At 65.4% G+C, this 25,903-nt stretch carries 21 protein-coding genes; 10 read left to right on the plus strand and 11 right to left on the minus strand.

Annotated features, from left to right (window positions below):
* Positions 1–88 precede the first annotated feature (88 nt).
* On the minus strand, positions 89–799 hold the full coding sequence (locus tag ACK4R0_RS13675) for an ABC transporter ATP-binding protein (RefSeq protein WP_409674936.1): 711 nt from the start codon (positions 797–799) through the stop codon (positions 89–91).
* A gap of 53 nt (positions 800–852) precedes the next feature.
* Between ACK4R0_RS13675 and ACK4R0_RS13680 the strand changes: the two genes are divergently transcribed.
* Positions 853–1,521: an arylesterase gene (locus tag ACK4R0_RS13680; RefSeq protein ID WP_409674939.1), complete on the plus strand. Its 669-nt coding sequence runs from the start codon at positions 853–855 to the stop codon at positions 1,519–1,521.
* 198 nt (positions 1,522–1,719) lie between these two features.
* Here the strand turns inward: ACK4R0_RS13680 and ACK4R0_RS13685 are convergent, their stop codons facing one another.
* From ACK4R0_RS13685 to ACK4R0_RS13715, 7 genes are all read right to left on the minus strand, one after another.
* Positions 1,720–2,571, minus strand: coding sequence for a universal stress protein (locus ACK4R0_RS13685; protein ID WP_409674942.1), 852 nt, complete (start codon positions 2,569–2,571; stop codon positions 1,720–1,722).
* Positions 2,572–2,714: 143 nt separating this feature from the next.
* Complete coding sequence (locus ACK4R0_RS13690; protein ID WP_409674945.1) at positions 2,715–3,962, minus strand: kynureninase; 1,248 nt, start codon at positions 3,960–3,962, stop codon at positions 2,715–2,717.
* Positions 3,959–4,888, minus strand: a complete 930-nt coding sequence (locus ACK4R0_RS13695) for an alpha/beta hydrolase family protein (protein WP_409674948.1) — start codon at positions 4,886–4,888, stop codon at positions 3,959–3,961. The genes ACK4R0_RS13690 and ACK4R0_RS13695 overlap by 4 nt, the downstream gene beginning before the upstream one ends.
* A gap of 148 nt (positions 4,889–5,036) precedes the next feature.
* Positions 5,037–9,236, minus strand: coding sequence for a translocation/assembly module TamB domain-containing protein (locus tag ACK4R0_RS13700; RefSeq protein ID WP_409674951.1), 4,200 nt, complete (start codon positions 9,234–9,236; stop codon positions 5,037–5,039).
* On the minus strand, positions 9,236–11,668 hold the full coding sequence (locus ACK4R0_RS13705) for a BamA/TamA family outer membrane protein (RefSeq protein ID WP_409674954.1): 2,433 nt from the start codon (positions 11,666–11,668) through the stop codon (positions 9,236–9,238). The genes ACK4R0_RS13700 and ACK4R0_RS13705 overlap by 1 nt, the downstream gene beginning before the upstream one ends.
* A 54-nt stretch (positions 11,669–11,722) precedes the next feature.
* Entirely contained in the window at positions 11,723–12,478 is a 756-nt protein-coding gene (locus ACK4R0_RS13710; protein WP_409674957.1) for an arginyltransferase, read from the minus strand.
* A gap of 399 nt (positions 12,479–12,877) precedes the next feature.
* On the minus strand, positions 12,878–14,104 hold the full coding sequence (locus tag ACK4R0_RS13715; protein ID WP_409674960.1) for a threonine ammonia-lyase: 1,227 nt from the start codon (positions 14,102–14,104) through the stop codon (positions 12,878–12,880).
* A gap of 59 nt (positions 14,105–14,163) precedes the next feature.
* Here ACK4R0_RS13715 and ACK4R0_RS13720 point away from each other — a divergent pair, with 59 nt between their 5' ends.
* The 6 genes from ACK4R0_RS13720 to ACK4R0_RS13745 all read left to right on the plus strand — a co-directional run bounded on the left by ACK4R0_RS13720 (position 14,164) and on the right by ACK4R0_RS13745 (position 20,893).
* Complete coding sequence (locus ACK4R0_RS13720) at positions 14,164–15,048, plus strand: NAD(P)-dependent oxidoreductase (RefSeq protein ID WP_409674963.1); 885 nt, start codon at positions 14,164–14,166, stop codon at positions 15,046–15,048.
* Positions 15,045–16,715, plus strand: a complete 1,671-nt coding sequence (locus ACK4R0_RS13725; RefSeq protein WP_409674966.1) for an amidohydrolase — start codon at positions 15,045–15,047, stop codon at positions 16,713–16,715. Before ACK4R0_RS13720 ends, ACK4R0_RS13725 begins: the two co-directional genes overlap by 4 nt.
* A 241-nt stretch (positions 16,716–16,956) precedes the next feature.
* Positions 16,957–17,178, plus strand: a complete 222-nt coding sequence (locus tag ACK4R0_RS13730; protein ID WP_409674968.1) for a hypothetical protein — start codon at positions 16,957–16,959, stop codon at positions 17,176–17,178.
* 389 nt (positions 17,179–17,567) lie between these two features.
* Positions 17,568–18,329, plus strand: coding sequence for a 16S rRNA (uracil(1498)-N(3))-methyltransferase (locus ACK4R0_RS13735; protein ID WP_409674971.1), 762 nt, complete (start codon positions 17,568–17,570; stop codon positions 18,327–18,329).
* Between the two features lie 101 nt (positions 18,330–18,430).
* Positions 18,431–19,819 (plus strand): glutamate--cysteine ligase, encoded by a 1,389-nt coding sequence (locus ACK4R0_RS13740; protein ID WP_409674974.1) that lies wholly within the window; start codon positions 18,431–18,433, stop codon positions 19,817–19,819.
* Positions 19,820–20,581: 762 nt separating this feature from the next.
* Positions 20,582–20,893, plus strand: coding sequence for a hypothetical protein (locus tag ACK4R0_RS13745; RefSeq protein ID WP_409674977.1), 312 nt, complete (start codon positions 20,582–20,584; stop codon positions 20,891–20,893).
* A 121-nt stretch (positions 20,894–21,014) separates the two neighbouring features.
* On the opposite strand, the gene ACK4R0_RS13750 is transcribed toward ACK4R0_RS13745, so the two are convergent.
* A complete protein-coding gene (locus tag ACK4R0_RS13750; RefSeq protein WP_409674980.1) occupies positions 21,015–21,458 on the minus strand; it encodes a hypothetical protein in 444 nt (147 codons plus the stop codon).
* Positions 21,459–21,581: 123 nt separating this feature from the next.
* Between ACK4R0_RS13750 and ACK4R0_RS13755 the strand changes: the two genes are divergently transcribed.
* A complete protein-coding gene (locus ACK4R0_RS13755) occupies positions 21,582–22,328 on the plus strand; it encodes an extensin family protein (protein WP_409674983.1) in 747 nt (248 codons plus the stop codon).
* Between the two features lie 12 nt (positions 22,329–22,340).
* On the opposite strand, the gene ACK4R0_RS13760 is transcribed toward ACK4R0_RS13755, so the two are convergent.
* Both ACK4R0_RS13760 and ccmA read right to left on the minus strand, forming a co-directional pair.
* Positions 22,341–23,012 carry a heme exporter protein CcmB gene (locus tag ACK4R0_RS13760; RefSeq protein ID WP_409674986.1) on the minus strand — a complete coding sequence of 224 codons (672 nt, stop codon included), beginning with the start codon at positions 23,010–23,012 and terminating at the stop codon, positions 22,341–22,343.
* Entirely contained in the window at positions 23,009–23,653 is a 645-nt protein-coding gene (ccmA, locus tag ACK4R0_RS13765; RefSeq protein WP_409674989.1) for a heme ABC exporter ATP-binding protein CcmA, read from the minus strand. Before ccmA ends, ACK4R0_RS13760 begins: the two co-directional genes overlap by 4 nt.
* Positions 23,654–23,706: 53 nt before the next feature.
* On the opposite strand from ccmA, the gene ACK4R0_RS13770 reads away from it, so the two are divergent.
* The gene (locus tag ACK4R0_RS13770; protein WP_409674992.1) at positions 23,707–23,994 is read left to right on the plus strand and encodes a 4a-hydroxytetrahydrobiopterin dehydratase; all 288 of its coding nucleotides are present in this window, start codon (positions 23,707–23,709) and stop codon (positions 23,992–23,994) included.
* Positions 23,995–24,096: 102 nt separating this feature from the next.
* Positions 24,097–25,803, plus strand: coding sequence for a PHA/PHB synthase family protein (locus ACK4R0_RS13775; RefSeq protein ID WP_409674995.1), 1,707 nt, complete (start codon positions 24,097–24,099; stop codon positions 25,801–25,803).
* Positions 25,804–25,903 lie beyond the last annotated feature (100 nt).

Below are 25,903 nucleotides of genomic sequence, written 5' to 3' on the forward strand. Positions count from 1 at the left end.
CCCCCTTCCCCGCGCCCCCGTTACTCCCGCGTCTTGCTGAGGCAAAAGCGGGATTCCCGCGTGCGCGGGAATGACGAAGAATTAAAACTCACGCAGCCCCTCCCGCACGGTCGGCGATGATCAGCCCGTCGCGCATCTCGATCACGCGGTCGCAGTGCGTCGCCAGCGCAGGGTCGTGGGTGATGATCAGCAATGTCGCGCCGCTGGTCTTCTGGCGGCCAAACAGCAGGTCGATGATCGCATCGCCGGTGGTGCCGTCGAGGTTGCCGGTGGGCTCGTCGGCAAAGATGATGTCCGGACCCGGCGCCATCGCGCGCGCGATCGCCACGCGCTGCTGCTCGCCGCCCGAAAGCTGGCTGGGGTAATGCGTCACGCGGTGGCCAAGCCCAACCGCTTCGAGCTCGCGCGCGGCGGTGCCGAACGGATCGTCGCGCCCTGCCAGCTCCAGCGGCACCGCGACGTTCTCGAGCGCGGTCATCGTCGGCAGCAGGTGGAACGCCTGCAGCACGATGCCGATGCGCCCGCGCCGCGCCTTGGCGAGGCCATCCTCGTCCATCGGCCCGAAATCGAGCCCGGCGACGGTCACCTCGCCGCTGGTCGCGCGTTCCAGCCCGGAGAGGATCGCCATCAGCGACGACTTGCCCGATCCCGAGGGGCCGAGCAAAGCGACCGACTGGCCGAGCGGAATTTCGAGGTCGATGCCCTTCAATATCTGGGTCTGGTTGCCGCTTTCGCCGAGCGAGAGGGTGACATTGCGGGCGGCAATGGCAATATGAGGCCGCGTCTGGCTGTCAGGCATGAAATGAAAGGGCTTTCGCTTTGGGTCGGAACTTCATCTTATATGGGGCAGCATTGGCGCTTGTCCATTGCACCGCAGCATGTTCGCAGCCGTCGGACGAAGCCACGGCGCCGTCGGTCGAACGCGCAGACGCGCCTGCTGCGAATGCCGCGGTCAATGCCGACACCAAATTGGTGATGGCTTTCGGCGACAGCCTGTACGCGGGCTATGGCGTCAAGCAGGACGAAAGCTTCCCCGCGCAGCTCGAAAAGGCGCTGGCGGCCAAGGGCCTGAACGTCTCGGTCCACAACGCCGGGGTCTCGGGCGATACCACCGCAGCCGGCCTGCAGCGGCTGGCGTTCGCGCTCGATGGGCTGCCGCGCAAGCCTGACCTCGTCCTCCTGGGGCTCGGCGGCAACGACATGCTGCGCGGGATCAGCCCCGACCAGACGCGCAGCAACATGGAAGCGATGCTCAAGGAACTGCAGAAGCGCGACATCGACGTGGTGCTGACCGGAATGATCGCCGCGCCCAATCTGGGCCAGGATTATGCGGGCCGGTTCAACACGATCTTCACCGATCTCGCCGAGACCTACGACGCAGACCTCTATCCGTTTTTCCTCGACGGCGTGATCACCGATCCCGAATTGATGCTGCCCGACAGGGTCCACCCCAATCCACAGGGCATCGCCAGGGTGGTGTCGGGGATCAGCGACCTGGTTGCTGCTGAGCTGAAGGACTGAGTGCTAGGGCTGAAATTATCTGGAGTCACGAGCAGGATTTGCCGCTCGCAAACAGCCCTCTCCCCTTCAGGGGAGAGGGTTGGGAGAGGGGCATGTATTTCCGCTGGCCCCTCTCAGCTGCGACTAAGGCAGCAAGCCGCCAAGTCTCGCGTCTCTCCCCTGAAGGGGAGAGAGAGCAATCAGCTATCATCGAAAATCTTACCGGAACAACAGCACCGACATCTGGCCCGAACGGATCATCTGCGTCGTGGTGCTGCCGACCAGCATCCGGCGCAGCGGGCTCTGGCCATAAGCACCCATCACGAACATATCGATCGCGCGCTCCAGGGCGAGCTGTTGCAGCACGCCATCGGCCGAGCCTTCGCGCTGGATCGCCTTGACCCCGGGCCTTCCGGAAAACTGGCTCTGCGCCCAGTCGATATGGGCCGCATTCTTGTCGGTGTAGCTGCCGACCAGCACGATATCGATGTCGAGCCCGCCGAACAGCGGTGAACTCGACACGTATTCGAGCGCCTTTCTGCTCGAAGGACCACCGTCGAACGCGATTGCGATACGCTGGGGTTGCTTGAACACCCGGGTCGCGACCAGCACCGGTTTCTGGCTCTGGCGAACCACCCGCTCGACCTTGCTGCCCAGATGGCCCTTGGCGAAGTTGGCCTGCGCGCCCCGCTTGCCGATGATGACGATGTCGCTGAGCACTTCGCGCTCGGTAATCGTCTCGACGATCCCGCCTTCGCGCTGCGTGACCTCGACGTTGGTTATGCCCAGCTTGCGAAGCTGATCGGTGGCCGCCTGGATCAGCAGTTCTCCCTGGCGCTCGGCCAGCCGTCCTTCGGCCACCTTGAGAGAGAGGATTTCATCAAGCAGGCCCGGCTTGCTGGCCAAATCCATCGTATCGCCGAGCTCCTGGCGGACGTCTTCGGCAGCGTTACGCTGGATGACGTGCAACAGTTCGACCGCAGCATCGAGCCGGGTCGCGGCCCAGGCGGCGTGTTCGCATACGCTTTGCGAGTAATGGGATACGTCGAGGCAAGCCAGAAGGCGCTTCATGTCTCTCTCTCCTTGTTATTGTTTTGCCGATATTGGCTTGTCAGCTATTGGGTTGTCAGCTGGATGATAGGGCCCCCGCCGTTGCGGCACCATGGCCCGCTTGTTGTATAACGTTCATCATGGCGGGATGGTTTCGCCCGATTTCAGGTGACTTTGCTGGCGGCGCTGTATTCGCTGCGCTGCCAGCGACCGTCCGCCATGATCGCAGCCAGACGATCGACCGCGGTCCAGACGTCGGCAAACCCAAGATACAGCGGCGTCAGCCCCAGGCGCAGCACATCGGGCGTACGGAAATCGCCGATCACCCGCGCTTCGATCAAGGCACGGTTGATCGGCCAGGCATGGGGATGGACGAAGCTTGCATGGCTGCCGCGCTGATCGGCGCGTTCGGGCGTGATCGGCGCAAGCTGAGGACATCGCGCCGCCATCTGTTGCGCAAGGAAATCGAACAGCGCCTGCGACTTGTTCCACAGCGCCGGACCGTCAGCCTCGAGCATCAGATCGACCCCGCCCTCGAGCGCGAGCAGCGACAGCATTGGCGGTGTGCCGGCAAGGAACCGTTCGATGCCCGGCGCGGGCGTATAGCCATCGGTCATCGCAAACGGCGCTGCGTGGCCCATCCAGCCCTGGATCGGCGAGCCGAGAAACTCGAGCGCCTCGGCTGCGACATACACGAACCCCGGCGCGCCCGGCCCGCCGTTGAGGTATTTGTAGCCACACCCCACCGCAAAGCGCGCCGCATCGGCGCCCATATCGAGCGGCACCGCGCCGATCGAATGCGACAGGTCCCAGATCAGCGGCACATTGTGCGCATCGGCCAGCGCCTGGACGCTGGCAATATCGAACCGCTCGCCGGTCTTGTAGTGCACGTGCGTGAGCACGATCAGCGCGGTGTCCGGCCCGATCCGCTCGGCGATCGCATCGCGCGACACCGCATCCAGGGTCATCCCGAACTGCTGCGCCACGCCTGCGGCGACGTGGAGGTCGGTGGGGAAATTGCCGCTCTCGGTGAGGATGGTCCTGGCCTGGCCTCCGGTTTCACGACGCGAGGCGAGCAGCGCCATCATCAGCTTGTAGAGGTTCACCGTCACCGAATCGCAGGCGATGACCTCTCCGGGTGCGGCGCGGATCAGCTGCGCGATCTTGTCGCCGATGCGGCGCGGCGCGCCGATCCAGTCGGCATCGTTCCAGCTGCGGATCAGCCCTTCGCCCCATTGCCGCTCGGTGCAATCGCGCATCAGGTCGGCGGTCGCGCGCGGCAGTGCACCCAGCGAATTGCCGTCGAGATAGATCACGCCATCGGGGATCACGAACCGCTCGCGCCAACCGCGCAGCGGATCGGCGGCATCGCGGGCCTGGGCCTCGGACAGCGGCGGAAAAGATGCGCTCATGACGCACCCAGCAACTGCTTGATCCGCGCCTTCTGCGCCGCCCAGCTGCGGCTGGCAGGAGCGATCAGCTCGACATGGCCTTCGGGGCCGTGGACATGGGTTTCGACCGTGACGCCGCGCTTCTTCATGTCGGCGGCATAAGTGTGCGCATATTCGGGCGGCGCGATCCGGTCCTTGTCGGTGTGGAACTGGATCTGCAGCGCCTTGCTCACCGGCATTTCGGGGGGCGAGGTCAGCGCGAAGGCGTCACCCGCCATGGCCTTGGGAGCTTGCGTGCCGCAGGCATGGCCCTCGCGCTGCATCGCCGCGCGCAGATCGGCGATTCCGGCCTGGCTTATCGCGGCGTCGATGCGCAGCGGGGTCGTGCCCCGTAGCGGTTCGCTTGCAGGCAAAGCCTGCCGCGCCGCCAGCCAAAGCGCCAGATGCCCGCCCGCCGAATGGCCCATCGCGATCGTGGTGCCGAGATCGAGGTTGAGCGCCTTTGCCTGGGCCGCGAGCATGTCCGCTGCCGCGCCGACATCCTGATAGGTGCCGGGATAGCCGCCGCCGCGATCGACGCCGCGATAGTCGATGTTCCACACCGCGATACCTTCGTCGCGTAGGTCGGCCGCGATGTAGTTCATGATATCGAGGGTCGCGATTTCGGTCTGCCAGCAACCGCCATGGATCATCACCACCACCGGATGCGGCCCCTTGCCCTCGGGCAGCCACAGATCGACCACCTGCAAGGGGTCCTCACCATAGGTCAGCGTCCGGTCAGCTGCAGGGCGCGGCTGATCGAGCAGATCGGGCCACTGCATGATCGGGGTGGCGTCCGCCTGGTTCACCATGGCCGCCACCGAAGCATCATCGGCGAGCCGGATGCCGAGCAGCACCAGCGCCAGTGCAATCGCACCCCATTTGGCGCCCCATTTGATCGTCCGCACACGGTTTCCTCTCCGATTTGAATGTTCGATATCACCCAGCCCCGTTCAGCCGGAGCGTGTCGACGGCCCCGCCTTTGGGCCGCCGTCTACGCGGGGCCTTCCACAGGCTCAGGCTGAGCGGAGGTGGTAGGGGCTTTACACCGCCACCTCAATAATCTCTCGACACCCGCACATTGGCGCTTTGACGCCCGATCGTCGAGATCGACGACAGCAGCGACAGCCACCGCGTGATCTGGAATTCGATCTGCGTCGCCGAATAGCCGCGCCCGTCGGTGACGATTTCGACATAGGTGTTGCGGGTGATGTACTTGCCCGCCGCGATGCTGGTGCCCTGGCCGGTGGTCTGGTCCGCCGCGACGATCCGCAACCGGTCGAGCCCGATCGCCCCGCGCAGCGCGTTGATCGGGTCCAGCCCGCCGCCGCCACGCAGCGATGCCAAGGCCGCCGCCAGCTGCACCGCCTCGGGCGCGGAAATGTCGGTGATCGACGATCCGAACAGCAGCCGCGCGAGCAGTTCCTCCTCGGGCAGCGCCGGCGTGCTGGTGAAGCTGATCTCGGGCGCCAACCCGGTGCCGCGCACGTTGATCGTGGCGTTGAGGTCCGACAGGTTGGCAGAAGCGGCGATATCGAGCGACGGGTTGGGCGGCGATTCGCCGCGGAAATTGATGCGCCCGCGCGCCAGATCGAACTCGCGTCCGGCGAACTCGTACTCGCCGCGCACCAGATCGGCCTGCCCTGTGATCCGCGGCGCATCGACGGTGCCGGTCAGCGTCACATCCGCGCCCCATTCGCTGTTGAGGCCAAGCCCGGTGACGGTGAACTGGTTGGCAGCGCGCGCCTTGATATCATAGCGCCAGATCGCCGGACGCTGGCGGCGCGGCGCCTCGTCGGCGCGGCGGTTGATTTCGCGGATGTTGATGATCGGCAGCGCCTGCGCGGCATTGAACTGCCCCAGCCTGAACCGCCCACGATTGAGCACGACATCGCCACCCAGCGTCCCTGCGGTACCGCTCGACGAGATGGTCAGCGGCCCGGTCGCCGTCGCGCCGAAGTCGTCGCGGTTGACCAGCAGCGCGTTCTTGGCGGTGGCCCTGATCTCGACCGCGACGCCTTGCGAGGGCGAAGCGAACAGCCCGCCATAATCGACATAGCCCGATCCCGAGATCGTGCCGTTCGGCCCGGCCTTGCCGGTGAAACCCGAGAAGGTCAGCCGCGATCCGTTGAACTGTCCGCGCGAGACGATGTCGGTGATGATGGTGCCCGACAGCCCGCTTTCGAGCCGCGCGGTCCTGGTCGCCAGCACGCCGTTGATGCGCGGATCGCGCAAGGAGCCCGACATGTCCGCCGCAACGCCGACCTGCCCGGTGACATCGAACGCCTCGATCCCCAGCAGCCGCCACAGCGAATCCGCTGGGCCATTGAAGCGCAATTGCCCCGCCAGATTGCCGCGTTGCAGCCGCCCGAACAGATCGAACCCCGCAGGCAGCGCGCTGATCCGCGCCTGCGCCCGGCCCACGGTCTTGTCCTGCTCGGCGATGACCGCACGCATCGCCAAGGCATCGGCGGTGAGGGCGACATTGGCCGAGATATCGACAGGCCGCGAGCTCAGGATCAAGCCGGTGCGGGTCAGATTGTCGAGCTTGATGCTGGCCTTGCCGGTGGGCACGCCGCCAGCGGCCTGGCGATAGCTGAGCGTGCCCGACGCGTTGCCGCCAAAACCGAGTTCGCGCACCGCGACATCGAACAGCGCCATCGGCACAGTGTTGAACTGCGCGGTGACATCGGTCAGCCCGCCGCCGAACCGCCCCTGCGCGCCGATGCGTCCGCGCCCGACGCGCAGCACCGCAGGTGCCAGACGCCAGCCGCCATCCTCGAGCTTCGCCAGCCGCGCCGGGTTCACCAGCCGCACGCGGCGGTTGCCGTACTGGCCATTGCCCGCAATCACCAGCGCGTTGCGCGCAATCTGGACGTTGGTCTGCAGATCGAAATTGCTGCCCCGCCTGCCCGTCAGCGAGGCCGTCACCCGGCCCTCGCCGTTGACGAGGTTCGCGTTCGCCGCCAGCCGTCCGATGAACAAAGGCCCGCGCCCGATGCCCTGTGCGCGGATCGCACCGGTGACGGTGCTGCGCCCTTCCGCAAACAACGCATCAAGCTCTACAGCGCCCCGGTTGATGGTGATCGGCACATCGCCATCGAACCGCGCATTGGCCAGATCGAGCAGCGCCTTGACCCCCTGGCCCTGCCCCCGCGGATCGAGCGTCACATTGCCGGTGATGCCGCCGCCCGAGACGGTAAGCGACCCCTCGACCCCTTGACGGGTCGCGAAGAGATCGCCTGCAAACAGCGCCTGGGACACCGTGAAGCGCTCGATCTCGATCAGCGTGCGTCCAGCTTCGCGTGCGAATATCCGGGTTTCGCCTGCCAGCGGGCCGAGTGTCGATTGGCCGGTGACATCGACCGAAAAGCCATCGGGAACGGTGCCCAGCGCCAGCTGCAGATCGCTCACGCCCAATGCAGGCAACGGGTCGTCGAGCGTCAGCACCGCCCGCGTATCGCCCCGGATCGAATCCGCGCTGACGTCGAGCGGCCCGTAGTCGCGATGACGCCCGCTGGCGCGCAGCACGATGCGACCATCGGGCTCGACCCGTCCGCCACCCAGCAGCGCCAGCTTCTCGGCGGCAAGGCTCGCATCGCGCAGCACGAAAGGCTGGCCTGCGCCAAAACTGAACTTGCTGGCAAAGCGCGGCGCAGGGCCGATCAGCGTCACCACGGTCTCGTTGACGATGCTGCGCATCAGCACGCGGACGTCGCCGAGCAGATCCCAGCCCGGCCCGCCGCCAAAGGCGAGGCGCACATTGGCGTCGATATCGGCATCGCCGACATTCTCGATGGCAAAGGCCGGAAGCCGCACATCAGCGACCGCGAGATAGCGTCCGCGCTGGGCGCTGCCCGACAGCTGGACCAGAGCGGTAAACGCGCGACTGGCAAGCCGGATCGGGTCACTGCTCAATTGCCCGTCACGCATCCGCACCACGCCTTCGCCGACCAGTCCGCTCGCCAGACGGTCCCCATAAGCATTGCCGGTGACGACGCGCGCGGCGCGGACCTTGACCGGGATGGTAAAGTCCTCACCCGCCCGGGTCAGCGTCCCTTCCGCCACCAGCGTATCGGCGCTGACGCCCGCCAGCGCCAACCGGGCAGCGGTCAGCCGATAGGGTGCGGTGAGACGCCCGAAGGCGCCATCGAGCGTGACCGAACCACGCAGGTTGCGCGCGTCCAGCCCCGCGACCAGCAGCTCCGGCCGGGTGAGCGATGCCACGACTTCGACGCTGTCGAACCGGTTGCGTCCCAGATCGATCGCGCCGTCAGCGTTGAGGGTGCCCGCCTGCGCTGCCAGCGCCAGCGTGCCCGAGAGCACCCGCGCATCGAGCGTACCGCGCGCCGAGACACCGACCGCAGGTCCCAGCGCCCGCGCCATCTGGGTGCCGATCAGCGGCGCCGGGCGGACATAGCCACCGATCCGCACATTGCCTTCGCGCTGGTCGATATCGAGCGCCGCCAGTTCCGCCTGCCCCAGCGTTGCGGCCAGCTTGCCCTGCCAGAAATCCCAGTCGCCGCGGCCCTTGATCGAAGCGGTCAGATCCTGGCTCAGCCCCGCGATCGCGGCAATCGCGCCATTTGCAGGCGCGTTGACATCGGCATCGATCATCAGCCGGTTCTGGTCGGGCATCGCATCGATAACCACCGCCAGCCGGTCGGTGCCGTCGGTTAGCGCCGCGCGCGCATCGACCAGCACCCGGCCCGATCGGATATCGACCTTGCCTGCAACATTGCCTACCCGGCGCGCGCCGGCGATGCCATCGCGGATGACGAAGCCGTCGGCGCGCAGCCGGTCGATGCGGATATCAAAGGCCGGGAGCAGCGGATCATCGGGGTCGCCGGGACGCAGTTCGGGCAGGCTGCGCAGCTCGCCGCGCCGGATGACGATATTGCGGATGTCTAGCCGGTTGGCGAGGAAGCTGACCGGCCGCCAGTCGAGATCGACGCTCGATGCGGTGAGGAAGACGCGTTTGGTGTCGGATACCTCCACCCCGCGCAGCACCGCCCGGCCGAAGATCGACCCGTCGATCCGCGCAACGCGCAGCTTGAGCCCGGACTTGAGCTCGTATCCGGCGATCTGCTCGGCCAGGAACCTGCGCCCCGGCCCGGTGTCGAGCGACAGCACCAGCGCGCCGAGCGCCAATGCCAGCCCGAGCACCGTCAGCAACAGGCCGCGCACCCAGCGCACCTGCTTGCGCGGTGCTGGCGCGACCGCCTCGTCGGGCATGGCGACGGGTTCGTCCGCCATCAGAACGCCTGCCCGAGCGAGATATACACGCCGATGCGGCTGTCACCGGTCTGGCGGTTGAGCGGCGTCGCGACATCGACGCGCAACGGGCCGAAGCTGCTGTAGTAGCGCACACCTATGCCCGCGCCGTAACGCAGGCCGCTGAAGTCGGGCGTGCTTCCGGCATAGACGTTGCCCGCGTCGAAGAACGGCACGACACCGAAATCGCCGAAGCGCACCCGCGCCTCGAGCGAGAACTCGGCCAGGCTGTTGCCGCCGATCGGATCGTCGTTGCCATCGCGCGGGCCGATCCGCTGAAAGCCATAGCCGCGCACCGATCCGCCGCCTCCGGCATAAAACCGCCGCGATGGCGCAATATCGAAACGGTCGGCGCCGACCGTGCTGCCCAGCCGCACGCGTGCCGCCATCACCACCCGGTCGGACACCGGCTGATAAAAGCTGCCGTCGATCTGGAACCGGCCATAGCCGCGGCTGCCGGATTGAAGCGAGTATTCGGGCGAAACGCGCCCGCCCAGCCTGAATCCACTTTTGGGATCGAGCAGATCGTCGCTGCCGTCATAGGTCAGCGATGTCGGCAATGCGGCGATGAAGAAAGTCTGCCGCGCACCACCGACGATGCGGGTCCTGCTGTCGCGTTCGTCGGACAGCACCAGCTCGGCACCCAGCGACCATGTCCATTTCTTCTGGAAGATCAGGTTGGTCTGCCGCTCGAGCGATGCCGCGACCAGAAAGGTGCGCGCCTCGAAGGCGTTGCGATTGGTGTCGCTGGCGAGCACCTGCGCTGTCAGCACGCGGTCGCGGGTCCTGAAGTTGTTGCGGCGGAAGACAAGATTGATCAACTGCTCCTGGGTGCCGCCCACGGCGCGCGCGCGGACAAGCCCCTCGGGCGGAAACAGGTTGCGATGTTCCCAGCTGAGTTCGGCGCGCAGGCCTTCGCCGGTGCCATAGCCCAATGCGCCCGCTATCGTCCGCAGCGGTGCCGCCGCCGTCTCGACCGCGATGTCGACGACTCCCGGCTCGGTCCCCTGCGGCTCGGTCACCGCCACCGGCTTCAGCGTGACGGTGGAGACCAGTCCCGTCGCCAGGATCGCGCGGCGCAGATCGTCGACGTCCGACGCCTGATAGATTTCTTTCGGCTCGAACCGTGCGATCCGTTGCAGGTGACGCGATCCGAAAAGCCTGTCGTCGTCGGTGACGATTGCGCCGAAACGATATTGCCCGCCCGGCGTCACCGGCACGGTCAGCGCGCCACTGCGCGCCTCGTGATCGATCAGCAGATCGGGCTCGCCGGTTTCTGCAAAGGCAAAGCCCGTCTCCAGCAACCGGGTCAGCAGCGCCAGCCGCCCGGCGACGATCCTGTCCGAATTGGCCGGGTCGCCGACCTTCAACCCGAAGGCCTGCCGCGCTGCGGGCACGTCGACACCGACGGCATCGAGCCCCGCCAGATCGATCGCGCTGAGCGTATAGACCGGCCCGGCGGCAATATCGAAGGTCAGCGCAACGCGCTCCTGCCCCTCGATCCGCGCGACCGAATTGCGCACATCGGCATCGTAAAAGCCGTAGACGTGCATCATGGTGTCGAGCAGATCCCGGTCGTCGCGCGCGCGCCGGTTGACCTGCGCCAGGTTCGCATCTTCGTCGGCCAGCCTTTCCAGCGTCGATAGCGCGCGGAAGCGTGCGGTGAAATCCCCCTGATCGATCGCATCGAGTTCCTGCGACGGCAGGAAGTTGACGATCACGCGGTAGCGCACGTCGCCATCGTCGATCGCACGCAGCGCCTGTCGGTCGGCGCGGGTGGCCTGGCGATCGGCGCGGGTGGCCTGGCGTTCGGCCTGGCGCTCCGCGCGGCGGCTTTCGGACGCAGTCTCCTGCTCGCCGGCTGCGGCATCGACCCCGGGCACCGCGCTGGCAAGACCGTCGCGGACGTCGTCGACCCTGGTCGCGACGCTGTCCGGGTTGGCGCTGTCGGCCAAATCGGCTGTCTGGGTGTCGGCGGCCTGGGTGTCGGCGGTCTGGGTGTCGGCGGTCTGGGCCCCAGCAATCAGCGCGTCCTCGGTCGCAAATTCACCGGGCCATGCGGGGATGTCGCCGCCCTCGGGCCAATCGACCTCCATCCCCGGCAACTGATCGAGCGGGGCGAGCGGATCGATCGCCAGCGGATCGTCGAGCTGCGGCTGGTCGAAGGGCTCGGGGGTGGTGGGTTCGGACGCGGTGGGTTCGGGGCTGGCTGTCTCGGGAGTGATCGGGACAGGCAGGGGGACCGGCTCGGCAGCGTCCGCCTGCCCGGCAGGGCCTTGCGTCTGCCCGGCAGCGTTCGCCTGCCCGCCGGGGCCTTGCGCCTGCGCGCGCGCAGGATCGGGCATTGCCATGCCTGAAGCCAGCAAAGCCAGTGTCCAGGCCGTGGCAAGGCGCGCGCGATCAGCCAGACTCATCAACCATATGCCTTCAACGCGCCCGGGCTGTGTTCCCGATGCTGCAGCAAACGTCTAGACGTCGCCTGCGTCGCGTTCAAGGTCGAACGGGTGCCATCCATCGGGTCCAAGCAGTTCAAGCGGCTGGTATTTCATCTTGTACTGCATCCGCGGCGAAGATTTTACCCAATAGCCCAGATAGACATAAGGCAGCCGCGCCCGCGCCGCGCGCTGGATGTGATCCATGATGATATAGTTGCCAAGCCCGCGCCGCGTCGGGTGATCGGGCTCGTAGAAGCTGTAGATCATCGACAGGCCATCGCCCTGCTGATCGGTCAGGCACGCGCCGACTAGCTTGCCCGCGCTGCCATCGGGATTGGGTTCGCGATATTCGATGACATAGCTGCGCACCGGCGAATGCTCGACCATGTCGGCATAGTCCATGTCGTCCATCTCTGACATCCCGCCGCCGGGATGACGCGCCTTGAGGTAGCGGCGCAACAGATCGAACTGCTCCTGCGTCGACCAGGGCCGGCAGGCGGAGACGATGAGATCGCGGTTGCGCTTGAGCAGCTTGCGCTGGCCCAGATTGGGCGTGAACTGTTCCGCCACCACGCGCACCGAAACGCAGGCGCGGCAATCGAGGCAACTGGGCCGATAGGCGACGTTCTGGCTGCGGCGAAAGCCGATGCGGCTGAGCGCATCGTTCAACTCATCGGCGTGCGGACCGCTGAGCTCGGTGAACACCTTGCGCTCGCTCTTGCCCGGCAGATACGGGCAAGGACCAGGATTGGTCACGAAGAATCGGGGAAAACGTGCCGGTGCGCTCACTGGGCCAACGGTCCTTGTGTCTGGTGCCAATCATGCGGGAAATGCCCCGACCCGGTATGGTCGATAAGCCGCAGCGCCGCCAAGGCTGTTAACCAACTTTCGTGGTTAAGCAGCGCCAAGTCGAGTCAATTTGACGGCAGACCGTGTGTGGCTGTGGAGAAAGGAAGGATTCATACTGAATCCGGGCCTCCGGAGATCTACTGATCCTTGCAGGGGTGCTTCATAGCCCTCCCCCTCGATGGGTGAGGGTTGGATGGGGGTGATGTCTCCGGATTGTGCGTCGGTGACAGCCGCACCATCACCCTCACCGCTGCGACTAGGTGGCAAAGCCACCAAGTCTCACTGCCTCTCCCATCAAGGGAGAGGCGAGTAGCAGCGAAGTTCCCAGGGGTTGCCCCCCTACGCCACCTCGACCAGGCCGACGTCGTAGCCGCTCGCCTTGAGCGAGGTGATCAGGGCTTCGAGCTGGGCGCGGTCGCGGGCTTCGCATTCGATGTCGGTGATCAGCCCCTTGGCGGGCAGGTTGGTGAAGACGCGCTGGTGGTAGATTTCGATAATGTTGACCTGGTGCGCGTCGAACTGGCGCATCACCTTGAACAGCGCGCCGGGGCGGTCCTGCAGCGCGATGCGCAGGCGCGCGAGGCGGCCCGAGCGCGCCAGGTCACGCAGCAGCACGTTGGCGAGCAGCCGCGTGTCGATGTTACCGCCGCACAGCACCACGCCCACGGTCTGCCCGGCGAAGCGCTCGGGCTCGGCGAGCAAGGCGGCAAGCCCTGCGGCGCCTGCACCTTCGGCGACGGTCTTTTCGATCTGCAGCAACAGGCTGACCGCGGTTTCGAGCTGGGGTTCGGTGACCAGCACGATGTCGTCGGCGAGCGCGCGGACGATTTCGCGGGTGAAATTGCCCGGCTGCTTGACCGCGATGCCTTCGGCGAGCGTATCGCCCTCGCAGGGCAATTCGGTCCCCTTCACGGTGTTGTACATGCTGGGATAGAGCCTGGCCTGTACCCCGGTGAGCTTGATCCCGGGCTTGAGCGCGCGCGCTGCGGTCCCCATGCCGGAAAACAGGCCGCCGCCGCCGATGGGGATGATGAAATGGTCGATCTCGGGCGCGTCCTCGAGCATCTCGATCGCCACCGTCCCCTGCCCCGATGCGATCACCGGATCGTCGAACGGATGGACGAAGGTGAGGCCCTCGGTCGCCTCGAGCTCGCGGGCGTGGGCATAGGCATCGTCGTATTTCTCGCCGAACAGGATGACCTTGCCGCCGTTCGCCTCGGTCTGCTGCACCTTGATCGTCGGCGTGGGCTTGGGCATCACGATGGTCACCGGAACGCCCAGCCGGGTGCCGTGCCAGGCCAGGCCCTGCGCATGGTTGCCCGCAGAGGCCGCGATCACGCCCTTGGCCTTGGCCTCGTCGCTCATCTGGCTGAGGAAGTTGAGCGCGCCGCGCTCCTTGTAGGCTGCGGTGAACTGCAGGTTCTCGAACTTCAGATACACCGTCGCGCCGGTAATCGCCGACAGGGTCCTGCTCACCAAAGTGGGGGTGCGGACGATCGATCCGGCAATGCGGGTGTGCGCGGCGCGGATGGTCTCGAGGGTGAGCTGGGGGTGCGGGCTGTTCATGTCGGCTGCGGCACCTAACCGATATGGCGCGGATTGAAAACATCCGTTAAGGCACCGCTATGGCAAATATAGCATTTATCGGTATCGGCGTAATGGGTGGCCCCATGGCGCGGCATCTGGGCAACCACGGACACTCTCTGGCGCTGTACAACCGCAGCCCGGCCAAGGTGCAGAGCTGGCTCGAGGCGAACCCCGCGCTAGCGCAAAGCGCACGGGTTGCCGCGACACCGGCGGAGGCGGCAGACGGCATGGACGCGGTGATCACCTGCGTCGGCAACGACGATGACCTGGCGCAGGTCGTGCTGGGCCGCCAGGGCGCGTTCAATACGCTGAGGCGCGGCGCGGTGTTCATTGATCACACCACGGTCTCGGCGACCATCGCCCGGCAGATTTCGGTCGAAGGCAAGTCCAAGGGCATCCTGTGCGTCGATGCACCGGTCACCGGAGGCCAGGCGGGAGCCGAGAACGGCACGCTCGCGATCATGTGCGGCGGCAAGCCCGAAGCGATCGAGGCTGCGCGGCCGATCATCCAGAGCTATTCCTCGCGGATCGTTCATGTCGGCGGGCCCGGCGACGGCCAGACGACGAAGATGGTCAACCAGATCTGCATCGCAGGCGTGCTCGGCGGATTGAGCGAGGCGATGCGCTTTGCGCAGGCGAGCCGGCTCGATCTCGACAAGGTGTTTTCCGCGGTCTCGGGCGGCGCGGCGCAGAGCTGGCAGATGGACAACCGCTGGAAGACGATGTCGGAGGACAGCTTCGACTTCGGCTTCGCCATCGACTGGATGCGCAAGGACCTGGGGCTGGCGCTCGACGAGGCGCGCAACAACGGCGCATCGATCCCCGTTGCCGCATTGCTCGACCAGTTTTTCGCCGAGGCGCAGCACCTGGGGGCGGGCCGACAGGACACCAGCGCCCTCGTTCGCAGGTTGCCGCGCAAGTGATCGCCCGGACCCTGCGCGCGCTCGCGCTCACCACCGCGCTGCTGACCAGTGCTGCAGTCCCCGCACTTGCCGATGGCCTGATCGACAACGTCAACGGCATGACGCTCGATGCCAAGGGCAAGGTGGTCAATTTCACCGGGCTGGTCATCGATGACGACGGCAAGGTCAAGACGCTGCTCCAGCGCCGCGACAAGCGCCCCGAAAAGCTCGACTACAAGCTTGACGGCGACGGACGCACCTTGATGCCTGGCATCATCGATGCGCACGGCCATGTCATGGGGCTGGGTTTCTCGCTGCTGACGCTCGATCTTTCGGGCACCCGCTCGCTCGAAGAGGCGCTTGGCCTGATCAAGGCCTATGCCGACGAACATCCTTCGCGGCCGTGGATCATCGGGCGCGGGTGGAACCAGGAGAAATGGGGCCTTGGCCGCTTCCCCACTGCGGCCGATCTCGACGCGGTCGTGCCCGATCGTCCGGTCTGGCTGGAACGGGTCGATGGCCATGCCGGCTGGGCCAACAGCGCCGCGATGCAGGCGGCAGGCGTCAAGCCCGATGTCAAGGATCCCCCGGGTGGCCGGGTCGAGCGGATCGGCGGCAAGCCTGCGGGCGTCTTCGTCGACGCCGCCGAGACTCTGGTGTCAAAGTCGGTCCCTGCCCCGCGCGCGGTCGATCGCGATGCGGCGCTGATCGCGGCGCAGGACCATCTGCTGACGCTGGGCATCACCGGGATCGCCGATATGGGCACCACGATCGAAGACTGGCAGGCCTACCGCCGCGCGGGCGACGAGAGGCGGCTGTATGTGCGCATCATGGCCTATGCCGGCGGGATCGATTCGATGGTCGCGATCGCAGGCCCGCGCCCCACGCCCTGGCTGTATGACGACCGGCTGCGGCTTAACGGGGTAAAATTGTATCTTGATGGCGCGCTGGGATCGCGCGGCGCCCTGCTCAAGGCGGATTACGCCGACAAGCCCGGCGAACGCGGCCTGAGCTTCGTCAACGACACGCAGTTGCTCAACATGATGAGCCGCGCTGCGATGGACGACTTCCAGATCGCCGCACACGCGATCGGCGACGGCGCCAACGCGCAGGCGCTGTCGGCGATCGAGGAACTCGCCAAGGACTACAAGGGTGACCGGCGCTGGCGGATCGAGCATGCGCAGATCATCGATCCGGTCGATATTTCCCGTTTCGCCAAGAACGGCATCATCGCCTCGATGCAGCCGGTACACCAGATCTCCGACCGGCAGATGGCCGAAGCCCGGCTCGGCCCCTCGCGCCTGACCGGTGCCTATGCGTGGAAGACGCTGCTCGATGCCAAGGTGCCGCTGGCGTTCGGGTCCGACACCCCGGTCGAATCGCCCGACCCGTTTGCCGGCCTTGCAGCCGCGATCACCCGCGAGGGACCGGATGGCCAGCCTTTCGGTGGCTGGCAGCCGCAGGAACGGCTCAGCCGCATTCAGGCGATCGACGCGTTTACCCGCGGTGCGGCCTATGCAGGCTTTGCCGAGGAGCGCTTCGGCATGCTGCAGCCAGGCATGCGCGCGGATTTCATCCTGCTCGATGTCGATCCGCTGATGAGCAGCCCGGGCGAGCTGCGCAACGCCAAGGTGGTGGAGACCTGGGTCGGCGGTGTGCGGCGCTATGAGGCGCGGGGTAGCCGCTAGCATCCTGCCTCGGCATCGTTAACGGGTTGGCAAACATTCGTTGCCCGCATGCAACAGGCTGCGACAAAAGCCTTTTTGGAATGCGGTGCGCCGGATTTGTGCCTTGCAAGGCAGGAACTTTAACCCTAGTTGGGGATTGAGCGCGGGGAAGAGCCTATAAAAGACTCTTCTCGCAACGGGTTGCAAATCCTTAACTCCCAATGGGTTAGGGGCACTGAACTAAGACGTGACGGAGGCTATAATGAAGAATCGTATTGCTGCAGCTGCTCTTGCTGCACTCGCCATCGCGGCGACGCCGGTACTGGCCCAGGCCAGCGCACAGCGCGTTACCTCGACTTCGACCGAAGACAGCGAAGCTGCTGGCGGCACCGGAATCATCATCGGCGTTATCGCTGCTGCTGCCATCATCGGCGGCATCGTGATCGCTGCCGACCAGGACAGCGACACCCCCACCAGCCCCTGATTTCGATCAGACTGGTTGGATCGCTCTGATCCACTGAATCAAGGAAACGGGGTCTTTTGGCCCCGTTTTTTTGTGCCTGCCGAACGGCTGCCGGTGCGATGGTTTGCTGCCCCCAAAAAAATAATGACGCCCGCATTTTTTCTCGGAACCAATTTTCGCGATCTTGGTTTTTCATTCAGGACGACAGACCAAGCCCCCCCTCGAAATGTCGTCCTAACAAACATGAGCCCGGGCGCGCGATCCTCCCCCCTTCTCATCGCGCCCGGGCTTATACCTTCCCCCCCCCCATATCCGCGCGCTTGCGCTTCACCGGTCGCCCGCACATGCCTGTGCGATGGTCCGCTCGCTGTGCGCTGGACCCATCCACGCCATCGCGATAAGGCAGGTGCATGACTGCTACCCCCGCCTGGCCACCGCGCTCTGCCCCTCGTCTGTTCGTCGATCAGCCGCTCGCCATTGGCGCATCCTTGCGGATCGAGGGCGGACAGGCGCACTATCTGGTCAACGTCATGCGGCTGGCCGAAGGCGCTGCGGTCAAGCTGTTCGACGACATCAGCGGTGAATATCTCGCCACGGTCAGTGCGCGCGGCAAGCGCGACCTGACGCTGACGATCGAAAGCCTGCTGCGCCCGCGCGAGGCGGTTCCCGATTTCTGGCTGTGCGCCGCACCGATCAAGAAGGCGCGGTTCGATTTTCTCGCCGAAAAGGCCTGCGAACTGGGCGTTGCGCGCTTCGTGCCGGTGCTGACCGATCGTGCGGTGGTCGACAAGGTCAAGGACGACCGGCTGCGCGGCACGATGATCGAGGCCGCCGAACAATGCGAGCGCACCGCGCTTCCCGAGATCGCACCGCTGACCAGGCTCGATGCGCTGCTCAAATCCTGGCCAGAAGGGCGTCATCTGTTCTTTGCCGATGAACGGCTGCACGAAGACGGCGGCGTTGCGCTGACCCAGGCCCTCGCCCGTCATCCCGGCCCGGCAGCGGTGCTGATCGGCCCCGAGGGCGGTTTTACCGATGGCGAAAACACCGCGATCCGCAGCCATCGCGCTGCGGTTCCTGTTTCACTCGGCCCGCGAATCCTGCGCGCCGAGACCGCCGCGATCGCTGCGACCGCGGTGTGGATGGCGGCTGCGGGGGACTGGGCCGCTTGAAAGCCGGGCTATCCACCCCATTACACAATTAGCGCTGGCTTGGGTTGCATCCCGCAACTAAAGGCAGCGACAACAGACATATCAGGGTTCAGGGCGCATCGATGAGCACACGTACTTCCACCGGCCAGGACGAGCCCGTGATCACCTCGATTGCGCAGCTGGCAGAGCCGATGCGCGCGGGCGAAAAGCCCAAGGCCGATTGGCGGATCGGCACCGAGCACGAGAAGTTCGTGTTCAACCGCGCCGATCGCCACGCCCCGAGCTATGACGAACCCGGCGGCATCCACGATCTTTTGATGTCGATGACCGAGTTCGGCTGGGAGCCTGTCGAGGAATTGACCCCGGCGGGCGGCAGCAACGTCATCGCGATGCGTGGCCCCGATGGCACCGTCAGCCTTGAGCCCGCCGGACAGCTCGAACTGTCGGGCGCGCCGCTCGAAAACCTGCACCAGACATGCGCCGAAACCGGACGCCACCTCGCGCAGGTCAAGGCCGTGGGCGAGAAGACCAACACCGGGTTCCTCGGCATGGGGATGTGGCCCGACAAGTCCCGCGCCGAGCTGCCGATCATGCCCAAGGGCCGCTATGGCATCATGCTCAACCATATGCCGCGCGTCGGCACGATGGGCTTGGACATGATGCTGCGCACCTGCACCATCCAGGTGAACCTCGATTATTCGAGCGAGGCCGACATGGCCAAGAAGTTCCGCGTCGGGCTGGCGCTGCAGCCGCTGGCGACCGCCTTGTTCGCCAACTCGCCGTTCACCGAGGGCAAGCCCAACGGCATGCTCTCGTACCGCAGCCACATCTGGTCGGACACCGACCCTGCGCGCACCGGCATGCTGCCGTTCGTGTTCGAGAATGGCTTTGGCTATGAACGCTATGTCGAATACATGCTCGACGTGCCGATGTACTTCGTCTTCCGCGATGGCCTCTATATCGACGCGGCGGGCCAGAGCTTCCGTGATTTCCTTGATGGCAAGCTGCCTGCGCTCCCCGGCGAGCGCCCGACGATCAGCGACTGGAACGACCACCTCTCGACCGCCTTCCCCGAGGTTCGCCTCAAGAGCTTCCTCGAGATGCGCGGCGCCGATGGCGGACCGTGGAGCAAGATCTGCGCGCTGCCCGCTCTGTGGGTTGGCCTGCTGTACGACCAGACCGCGCTCGATGCGGCGTGGGATGTGGTCAAAGGCTGGACCATCGAGGAACGCCAGACCTTGCGCGATTCGGTGCCGAAGATGGGCCTGAACGCGCCGATCGCAGGCGGCGGCAAGCTGCTCGACATCGCCGCCGAAGTGCTCGACATCGCCTCGTCAGGCCTTGCCGCGCGCGCGCGCACCAACTCAAGCGGCGACAACGAAACCGGCTTCCTCGAACCGCTACGCGACACCGTCGCCCGTGGCCGCACACCTGCCGAAGACCTGCTCGCCAAGTACCACGGCGAATGGGGCGGCGACCTCAGCCGGATCTATGACGAGATGCAGTTCTGATTTTTTACCATCGCCCATGACCCCTTCCCCTCTCCCTTGACGGGAGAGGGTTGCGAAAGCTTGGCAGCTTGCTGCCTGGCTGAAGCTGGGAGAGGGTGACGCGCAAGCAGAACGCCATCTCGCCCAGATCACCCTCATCCAACTGCGCCTAGCCAGCAAGCTGGCGAGGCTTCGTATCCTTCTCCCATCAAGGGAGAAGGTTTAAGGCCCGCGCCGCCTGCCCTGCCCGCGCCCTGGCCGCGTTGTGCGGCCCTCGATTGAAGAAATGACGCCATTCTCGAAACGACCCCAAGTCGGGCGTTCAGTCGCAAGTTTCAACTGCCATCACGCCAGCGCCACTCAGCGTCGGAATGCACATAAGCCAGCCAGACAACGATGGGGGTCAAAACGACCAAGACTATCAGTGAAATCGTTTCGGAGAATATCACCGCTGAAAGCGTGACCGCTGCGATGTATAGGGCCAGAACCAACCACCCTTCCCATGCGACGGGAAGGCCGACGCCATAGCCGTGGCGTTTAACCCGGAACCATATCCTTTTCTCATCTGCGCACATTGACTTGCCTCCTGCCCGCCAGTGAACTCCAGATTGAGCCAGTATTCAAGCGGAAGCGGCCCGTCCGTTTTCCACCCAGCTTGAACCGTTCCCGAAAGCCTGACGCGATCCCGATACCCGTCGGGCAGCTTCGGCGGGGTTTAGTGCCGAAAGCCGAACTTCTCATGTCGATCCCATTGCGGTTGTTCCACCTTGCGTTATCTCCCTGATGACCAGTTCCGTGTGTGAGCACCGCAAAATGTCGTTTTTTGTTCTAGGTATCATCACCGCCATCATCCCATTGGGTATCCTGACAGGTGCGTATCTCGCACGTTGGACAGGTTCTCTTTTTCTCCCTGATTATCCAGCTTCAATTGCTGGCTTCGCCTTCATTCTCGGTGTCAACATGACCGGGGCGCAGCACTACGCTGACTTATCGCTCGGTCTGGTTATTTGGTTCATGCTCGCACAAGTCATTGGCCTAGCCAGCGTCTTCTATCTATTTTTTAGAAGGGGCACTTCTCGAAGCTTCCCGTATTAAACGGCCTGATTGCGCTAGGTGGTGTCAGCAAACCACCCACTTCTCGCCATTCGCGGTCATAAAGCTGAGCACCGAGAGCTGCCGTCGAGGTTGAGCCTTCGAAAACCAGGTTACAGCCCCGTCACGCCCGCGCCGCCTGCCCCTGCCGCGCCCGCGCCGGGTGGCGCGCCACCAACAGCAGGTACCATCCGATCAGCACCGTGTTCGACAGCGCATTGCGCCAGAAGCCGGTCGCGACCGACAGGCCGCTGTCGACGGCATACCACAACAACAAGGCGGCGGTGATCCCGCGCCACAGCGCCAGCGATTGCGCGCTCGCCATGTCGCCAGTGCCGCGCACCACCGCGAGCACGGTCGCGCCCCAGCCCAGCGTCACCGCACCCATCAGCGCGAGGGAGAAGCGCAGCACCGGATCCCAAGTCATCGGCCCGGGGCCATCGAGGATCGCGAACAGCGCGCTCACCCCGGCGCTGGTTGCCTCGAAAGCACCGCCCATCAGCACCAGCCCGAAAACCATTACCGCGCCGCACCAGAGCTGCATCTGCGCCTGCCATTTGCCGTTCATGTCGTTATCTCCCGCTGAGCATCCTGGCTTCGAGCTACGCCATACCGTCGCGGCGGAACAATTACCCTGCAGGTAACGTGCGCACTGCATCCATTCACCGCTTGCCTGCGTTAGGGTGAACATATGCGCATTCCCAACATCATTGGCCCCCGACTCGTACGCTTGGCCCGGCGGCTGGTCTGGCTCGCCATCATCGCGTTCGCGTTGCTGGTGCTGTTCGCCTGGCTCAAACCGGGACGCCAGGATCTGCCATGGACGCCGCTATCGCTGAGCGAGCCGATCGGCATGTCGACCGGGCGCAAGATCGTGAAGCTCTCCGAAGATCGCGAGGAGTGCATGGCGCTGCTGGAAAGTTCGGGGCTGGAGTTCACGCCCGCAGAACCGTTCGGCGCGGACCAGTGCCGGGTCGAGGATGCGGTGCGCGCGTCGTCGGGCCAGCCGCTGCTGCCGCTTGCCCCCGCCTCGGTCGCGCCATCGTGCCCGATGGCGGTTGGCCTGCTGATCTGGCAGGCGCAGGTCGTGCAGCCGGCGGCACAGGACATCCTTGGCAGCAAGGTCAGCCGGATCGAGAACTTCGGCAGTTACTCATGCCGGCGGATGTATGGCCGCAGCGAAGGCTCCTGGAGCGAGCACGCCACTGCCAACGCGCTCGATGTCAGCGGCTTCGTGCTCGAGGACGGCAGGCGCGTGTCGGTGCTGGGCGACTGGTTCGGCGGCGATGACAAGGCGTTGTTCCTGCGGCGGGTGCGCGATGGCGCGTGCGACCTGTTCTCGACCACGCTGTCACCCGATTACAACGCCGCGCATCAGGATCACTTCCATTTCGACCTCGCCAATCGCGGCGCGATGGGCTGGAGCGCCTGCCGCTAGGCTCGATCCGGCCTATTCGCGCCCGGCGCGGATCGCGGCACCGGCGGCGATCGGGCAGATGACGGTGAGCAACAGGCTGGCCGCGGCCAGCAGCAGCAAACCGTTCTGGCTCCCAGGCGCGAGACTCCCGGCGCCGAAGATCAGCAAAGGGACTGCCAGCGGCAGCAAGAGCAATCCGCCCAGAGCCGCGCCATGGCGCAGGCCTGAGGTCAGCGCAGCGATCATCACCCCCAGCGCCGCCAGTGCAGGCGTCGCGCAGGCGAGCCCGATCTCGATAGTTAGCAATTGCTCGGATGTCTGCCCCAGCAGCCCGGCGGAAATTACCGCAGCAAGCATCAGCGGCGGGCCGAAGCTCAGCCAGTGGCCAATGGTCTTGGCAAGCGCGATCAGCTCTTCGGAAATCCCGCGCACGACATATTGGTCGATCATCCCCTGGTCGACATCGGCCTGCACCAGCCGGTCGATCGGCAGGATGCTTGCGAGCAGGGCCGCCACCCAGATCACCCCGCCCCCGGTGCGGCCGAGCAATTGCGCATCCGGCCCGACCGCGAACGGATAGATCGTCGCCACCGCGAGGAAGAAGATGATCGGCATGATGAAGCCAGCCGATCCACGCGTGCCACCGCCCAGCCCGAAGGCCAGCATCAGTTCGCGCCGGATCAGCGTGCCTAGGGCTGCGATCATGCGGGCTCGTCCACAGCGGCGGGCACGAAATCGGCGAGCGGCAGCGTCCGCGCGCCATCGAGCGGCAGCGGCTGGTGCGAGGCGGCAAGCACGATCCCGCCGTTCGCCCTGTGCGCCGCCATCAGCGTGCCCAGCCGCGCGATCGACGCGGTGTCGAGGCCGTTGGCGGGCTCGTCGAGCAGCCAGATCGGCGCGCGCGACAGGCTGATCCGCGCGAGCAGCGCGCGCTTGCGCTGGCCGGTCGAAAGGAACCGCACCGGCACATCGGCGAGATGCGGCAGATCTACTGCGGCCATGGCTCCCGCGATATCGGCATCCGCGCTGCCGTCGAGCCGGGTCCAATGGCTGAGCGCGCGCGCCAGCGGTTGCCCCGGATCAAGCGCCACCTTCTCGTCGGCCAGCGCCATCCGCCCCGTGGTCTTCACCTCGCCAGCATAGGCCGGCAGCAGCCCGGCGAGCACCCGGATCAGGCTGGACTTGCCCAGGCCATTGGGGCCGGTAACATGGAGCGCCTCGCCTCCGGTCAGTGCGAACGAGACGCCACGAAACAGCATTCGCCCGCCGCGCACACAGCCAAGGCCGGTGCATTCCAGCGCTGCATCCGTGTCAAAGTCCTTGGTTTGTGCAGCATCTTGCGCCATCTGATCCGCAGATAGGCGCAATTGCCGCCCGCTGCCAAGAGGAGACACGAGCGATGGTCACCAAACTCACCGACGTCGAACGCACGACCGCCTTTTCCGCGCTGCCAGAATGGACGCCCGAGCCGCTGCGCGACGGGCTGACCCGCACGTTCAAGTTCACCGATTTCGTCGAGGCGTTCGGCTTCATGACCCGCGTCGCGATCCTGGCCGAAAAGGCCGATCATCACCCCGAATGGTCGAACGTCTACAACCGCGTCGAAATCCTGCTGACCACGCACGATGCAGGCGGCCTTTCGCAGCGCGACATCGACCTTGCGACCCAGATTGACGCCCTGATCTGACCGCTTGCGGCGGCCATTGTGCAGGCCGCCCGCTCTCTATACGATGCCCTTGCGACCGACCCTGCATGAACGGGGCGGCAAGCTTCGAGGAGGAGAGAGCATATGGCAGACGACGCCCCCAATCTGGTCGAAGAGGCAGCGCAGCACACCACCGCGTTGGGACCCCTGATGGGGCTGGCGCGCGAGGATTTTGTCGGCGCGATCGGGTTGCTGCTGCGCGAAACCGCGAGCGACCCGGCACGAACGATGCGCCACGCGCAATCCTTCTCCGAGGATGTCGTCAAGATCATGACCGGCCAGTCCGAGCTTGCCCCCGACCCCAAGGACAAGCGCTTCATGGACCCCGCGTGGCGGTTCAACCCGTTCTTCAAGGCGGGCGCGCAATATTACATGGCGGTGCAAAAGGGCATGAAGAGCTGGATCGAGGAGCTCGAGCTCGATGCGATCGAGCGCGACCGCGCCAACTTCATCTCCGCAATCATCATCGACGCGCTGGCCCCCACCAACACGCTGCTGGGCAATCCGATGGCGCAGAAGCGGATCGTCGATTCGGGCGGGCTATCGCTGCTCAAGGGGCTGAAAAACGCCTATAATGACATGGTGTACAACGACGGCATGGTCAGCCAGGTCGACAAGAAGCCGTTCACTATCGGCGAGAATGTCGCGACCTCCAAAGGCAATGTCGTCTATCGCGACGAGATCATGGAGCTGGTCCAGTACGCGCCAACCACCGACGAGGTCTATGCGATCCCCCAACTGACCATCCCGCCGCAGATCAACAAGATGTACATCAACGACCTGTCGCCCGAGAAATCGGTGGTCAAGTGGCAGGTCGACAACGGCATCCAGACCTTCGTGATTTCGTGGCGCAATCCGCAAAAGGAGCATGGCCACTGGGCGATGGCGGACTACATCGCCGCGTGCACGCGCGCGGTCGACGTGGTGTGCGAGATCACGGGCTCCAAGAAGGTCAATGTCTCGGGCGGCTGTTCGGGCGGGCAGACGCTGGCGATGCTGCTCTCCAAGCTCAAGGCATCGGGCGACGATCGCATCGGCGCGGTGACACTCATGGTGTGCGTGCTGCACCCCAAGCAGACCGATATCGAGGCCGGATCGCTGATGAGCGACAACGGCCTGGCGCTCGCCAAGCAGCGCGCGGCGCGCAAGGGCGTGATCAAGGGCAGCGACCTTTCGCGCGGCTTTGCCTGGCTGCGGCCCAACGACCTGATCTGGAACTATGTCATCAACAACTATCTGATGGGCGAGGACCCGCCGGCGTTCGATGTATTGTTCTGGAATGCCGATGCCACCAACCTGTCGGCGAGCCTGATGGGCGATTTCCTCACCATCTTCGAGACGCTCGCCTTTACCCGCAAGGGCGAGGTCGAGATGGTCGATCACAAGATCGATCTGTCGAAGGTGACCAACGACCTGTTCATCCTGGGCGGGGTGACCGATCACATCACCCCATGGCGCGCATGCTATCGCTCGACGCAGTTGTTCGGATCGAAGAACGTCGATTTCGTGCTGTCGCAATCGGGGCATATGCAGGCGATCCTCAATCCGCCGACCAACCCCAAGGCCAAGTATTTCCGAATGAAAGGCAACACCCCGACCAAGGCGGGCAAGACCCCGGCGGACGTCGATGCGTGGCTGGCCAAGGCCGAAGAGGTCAAGGGCAGCTGGTGGCCGTATTGGATGGAATGGCTGCAGGCGCGCTCGGGCGACAAGGTGGCTGCGCCTGCGGCCACCGGCAGCAAGAAGCACCCCGCGCTGGAACCTGCGCCGGGTCTGTATGTACTGGAGTGAAGCAGATTTGAAATCCTCCCCTGCAAGGGGAGGTGGCTGGCGTAGCCAGACGGAGGGGTGTCAGCACTGGCGATAGGGGGTCACCCCTCCACCACTTCGT

The organism is Blastomonas sp., assembly GCF_046294995.1.
Taxonomy (GTDB): domain Bacteria; phylum Pseudomonadota; class Alphaproteobacteria; order Sphingomonadales; family Sphingomonadaceae; genus Blastomonas.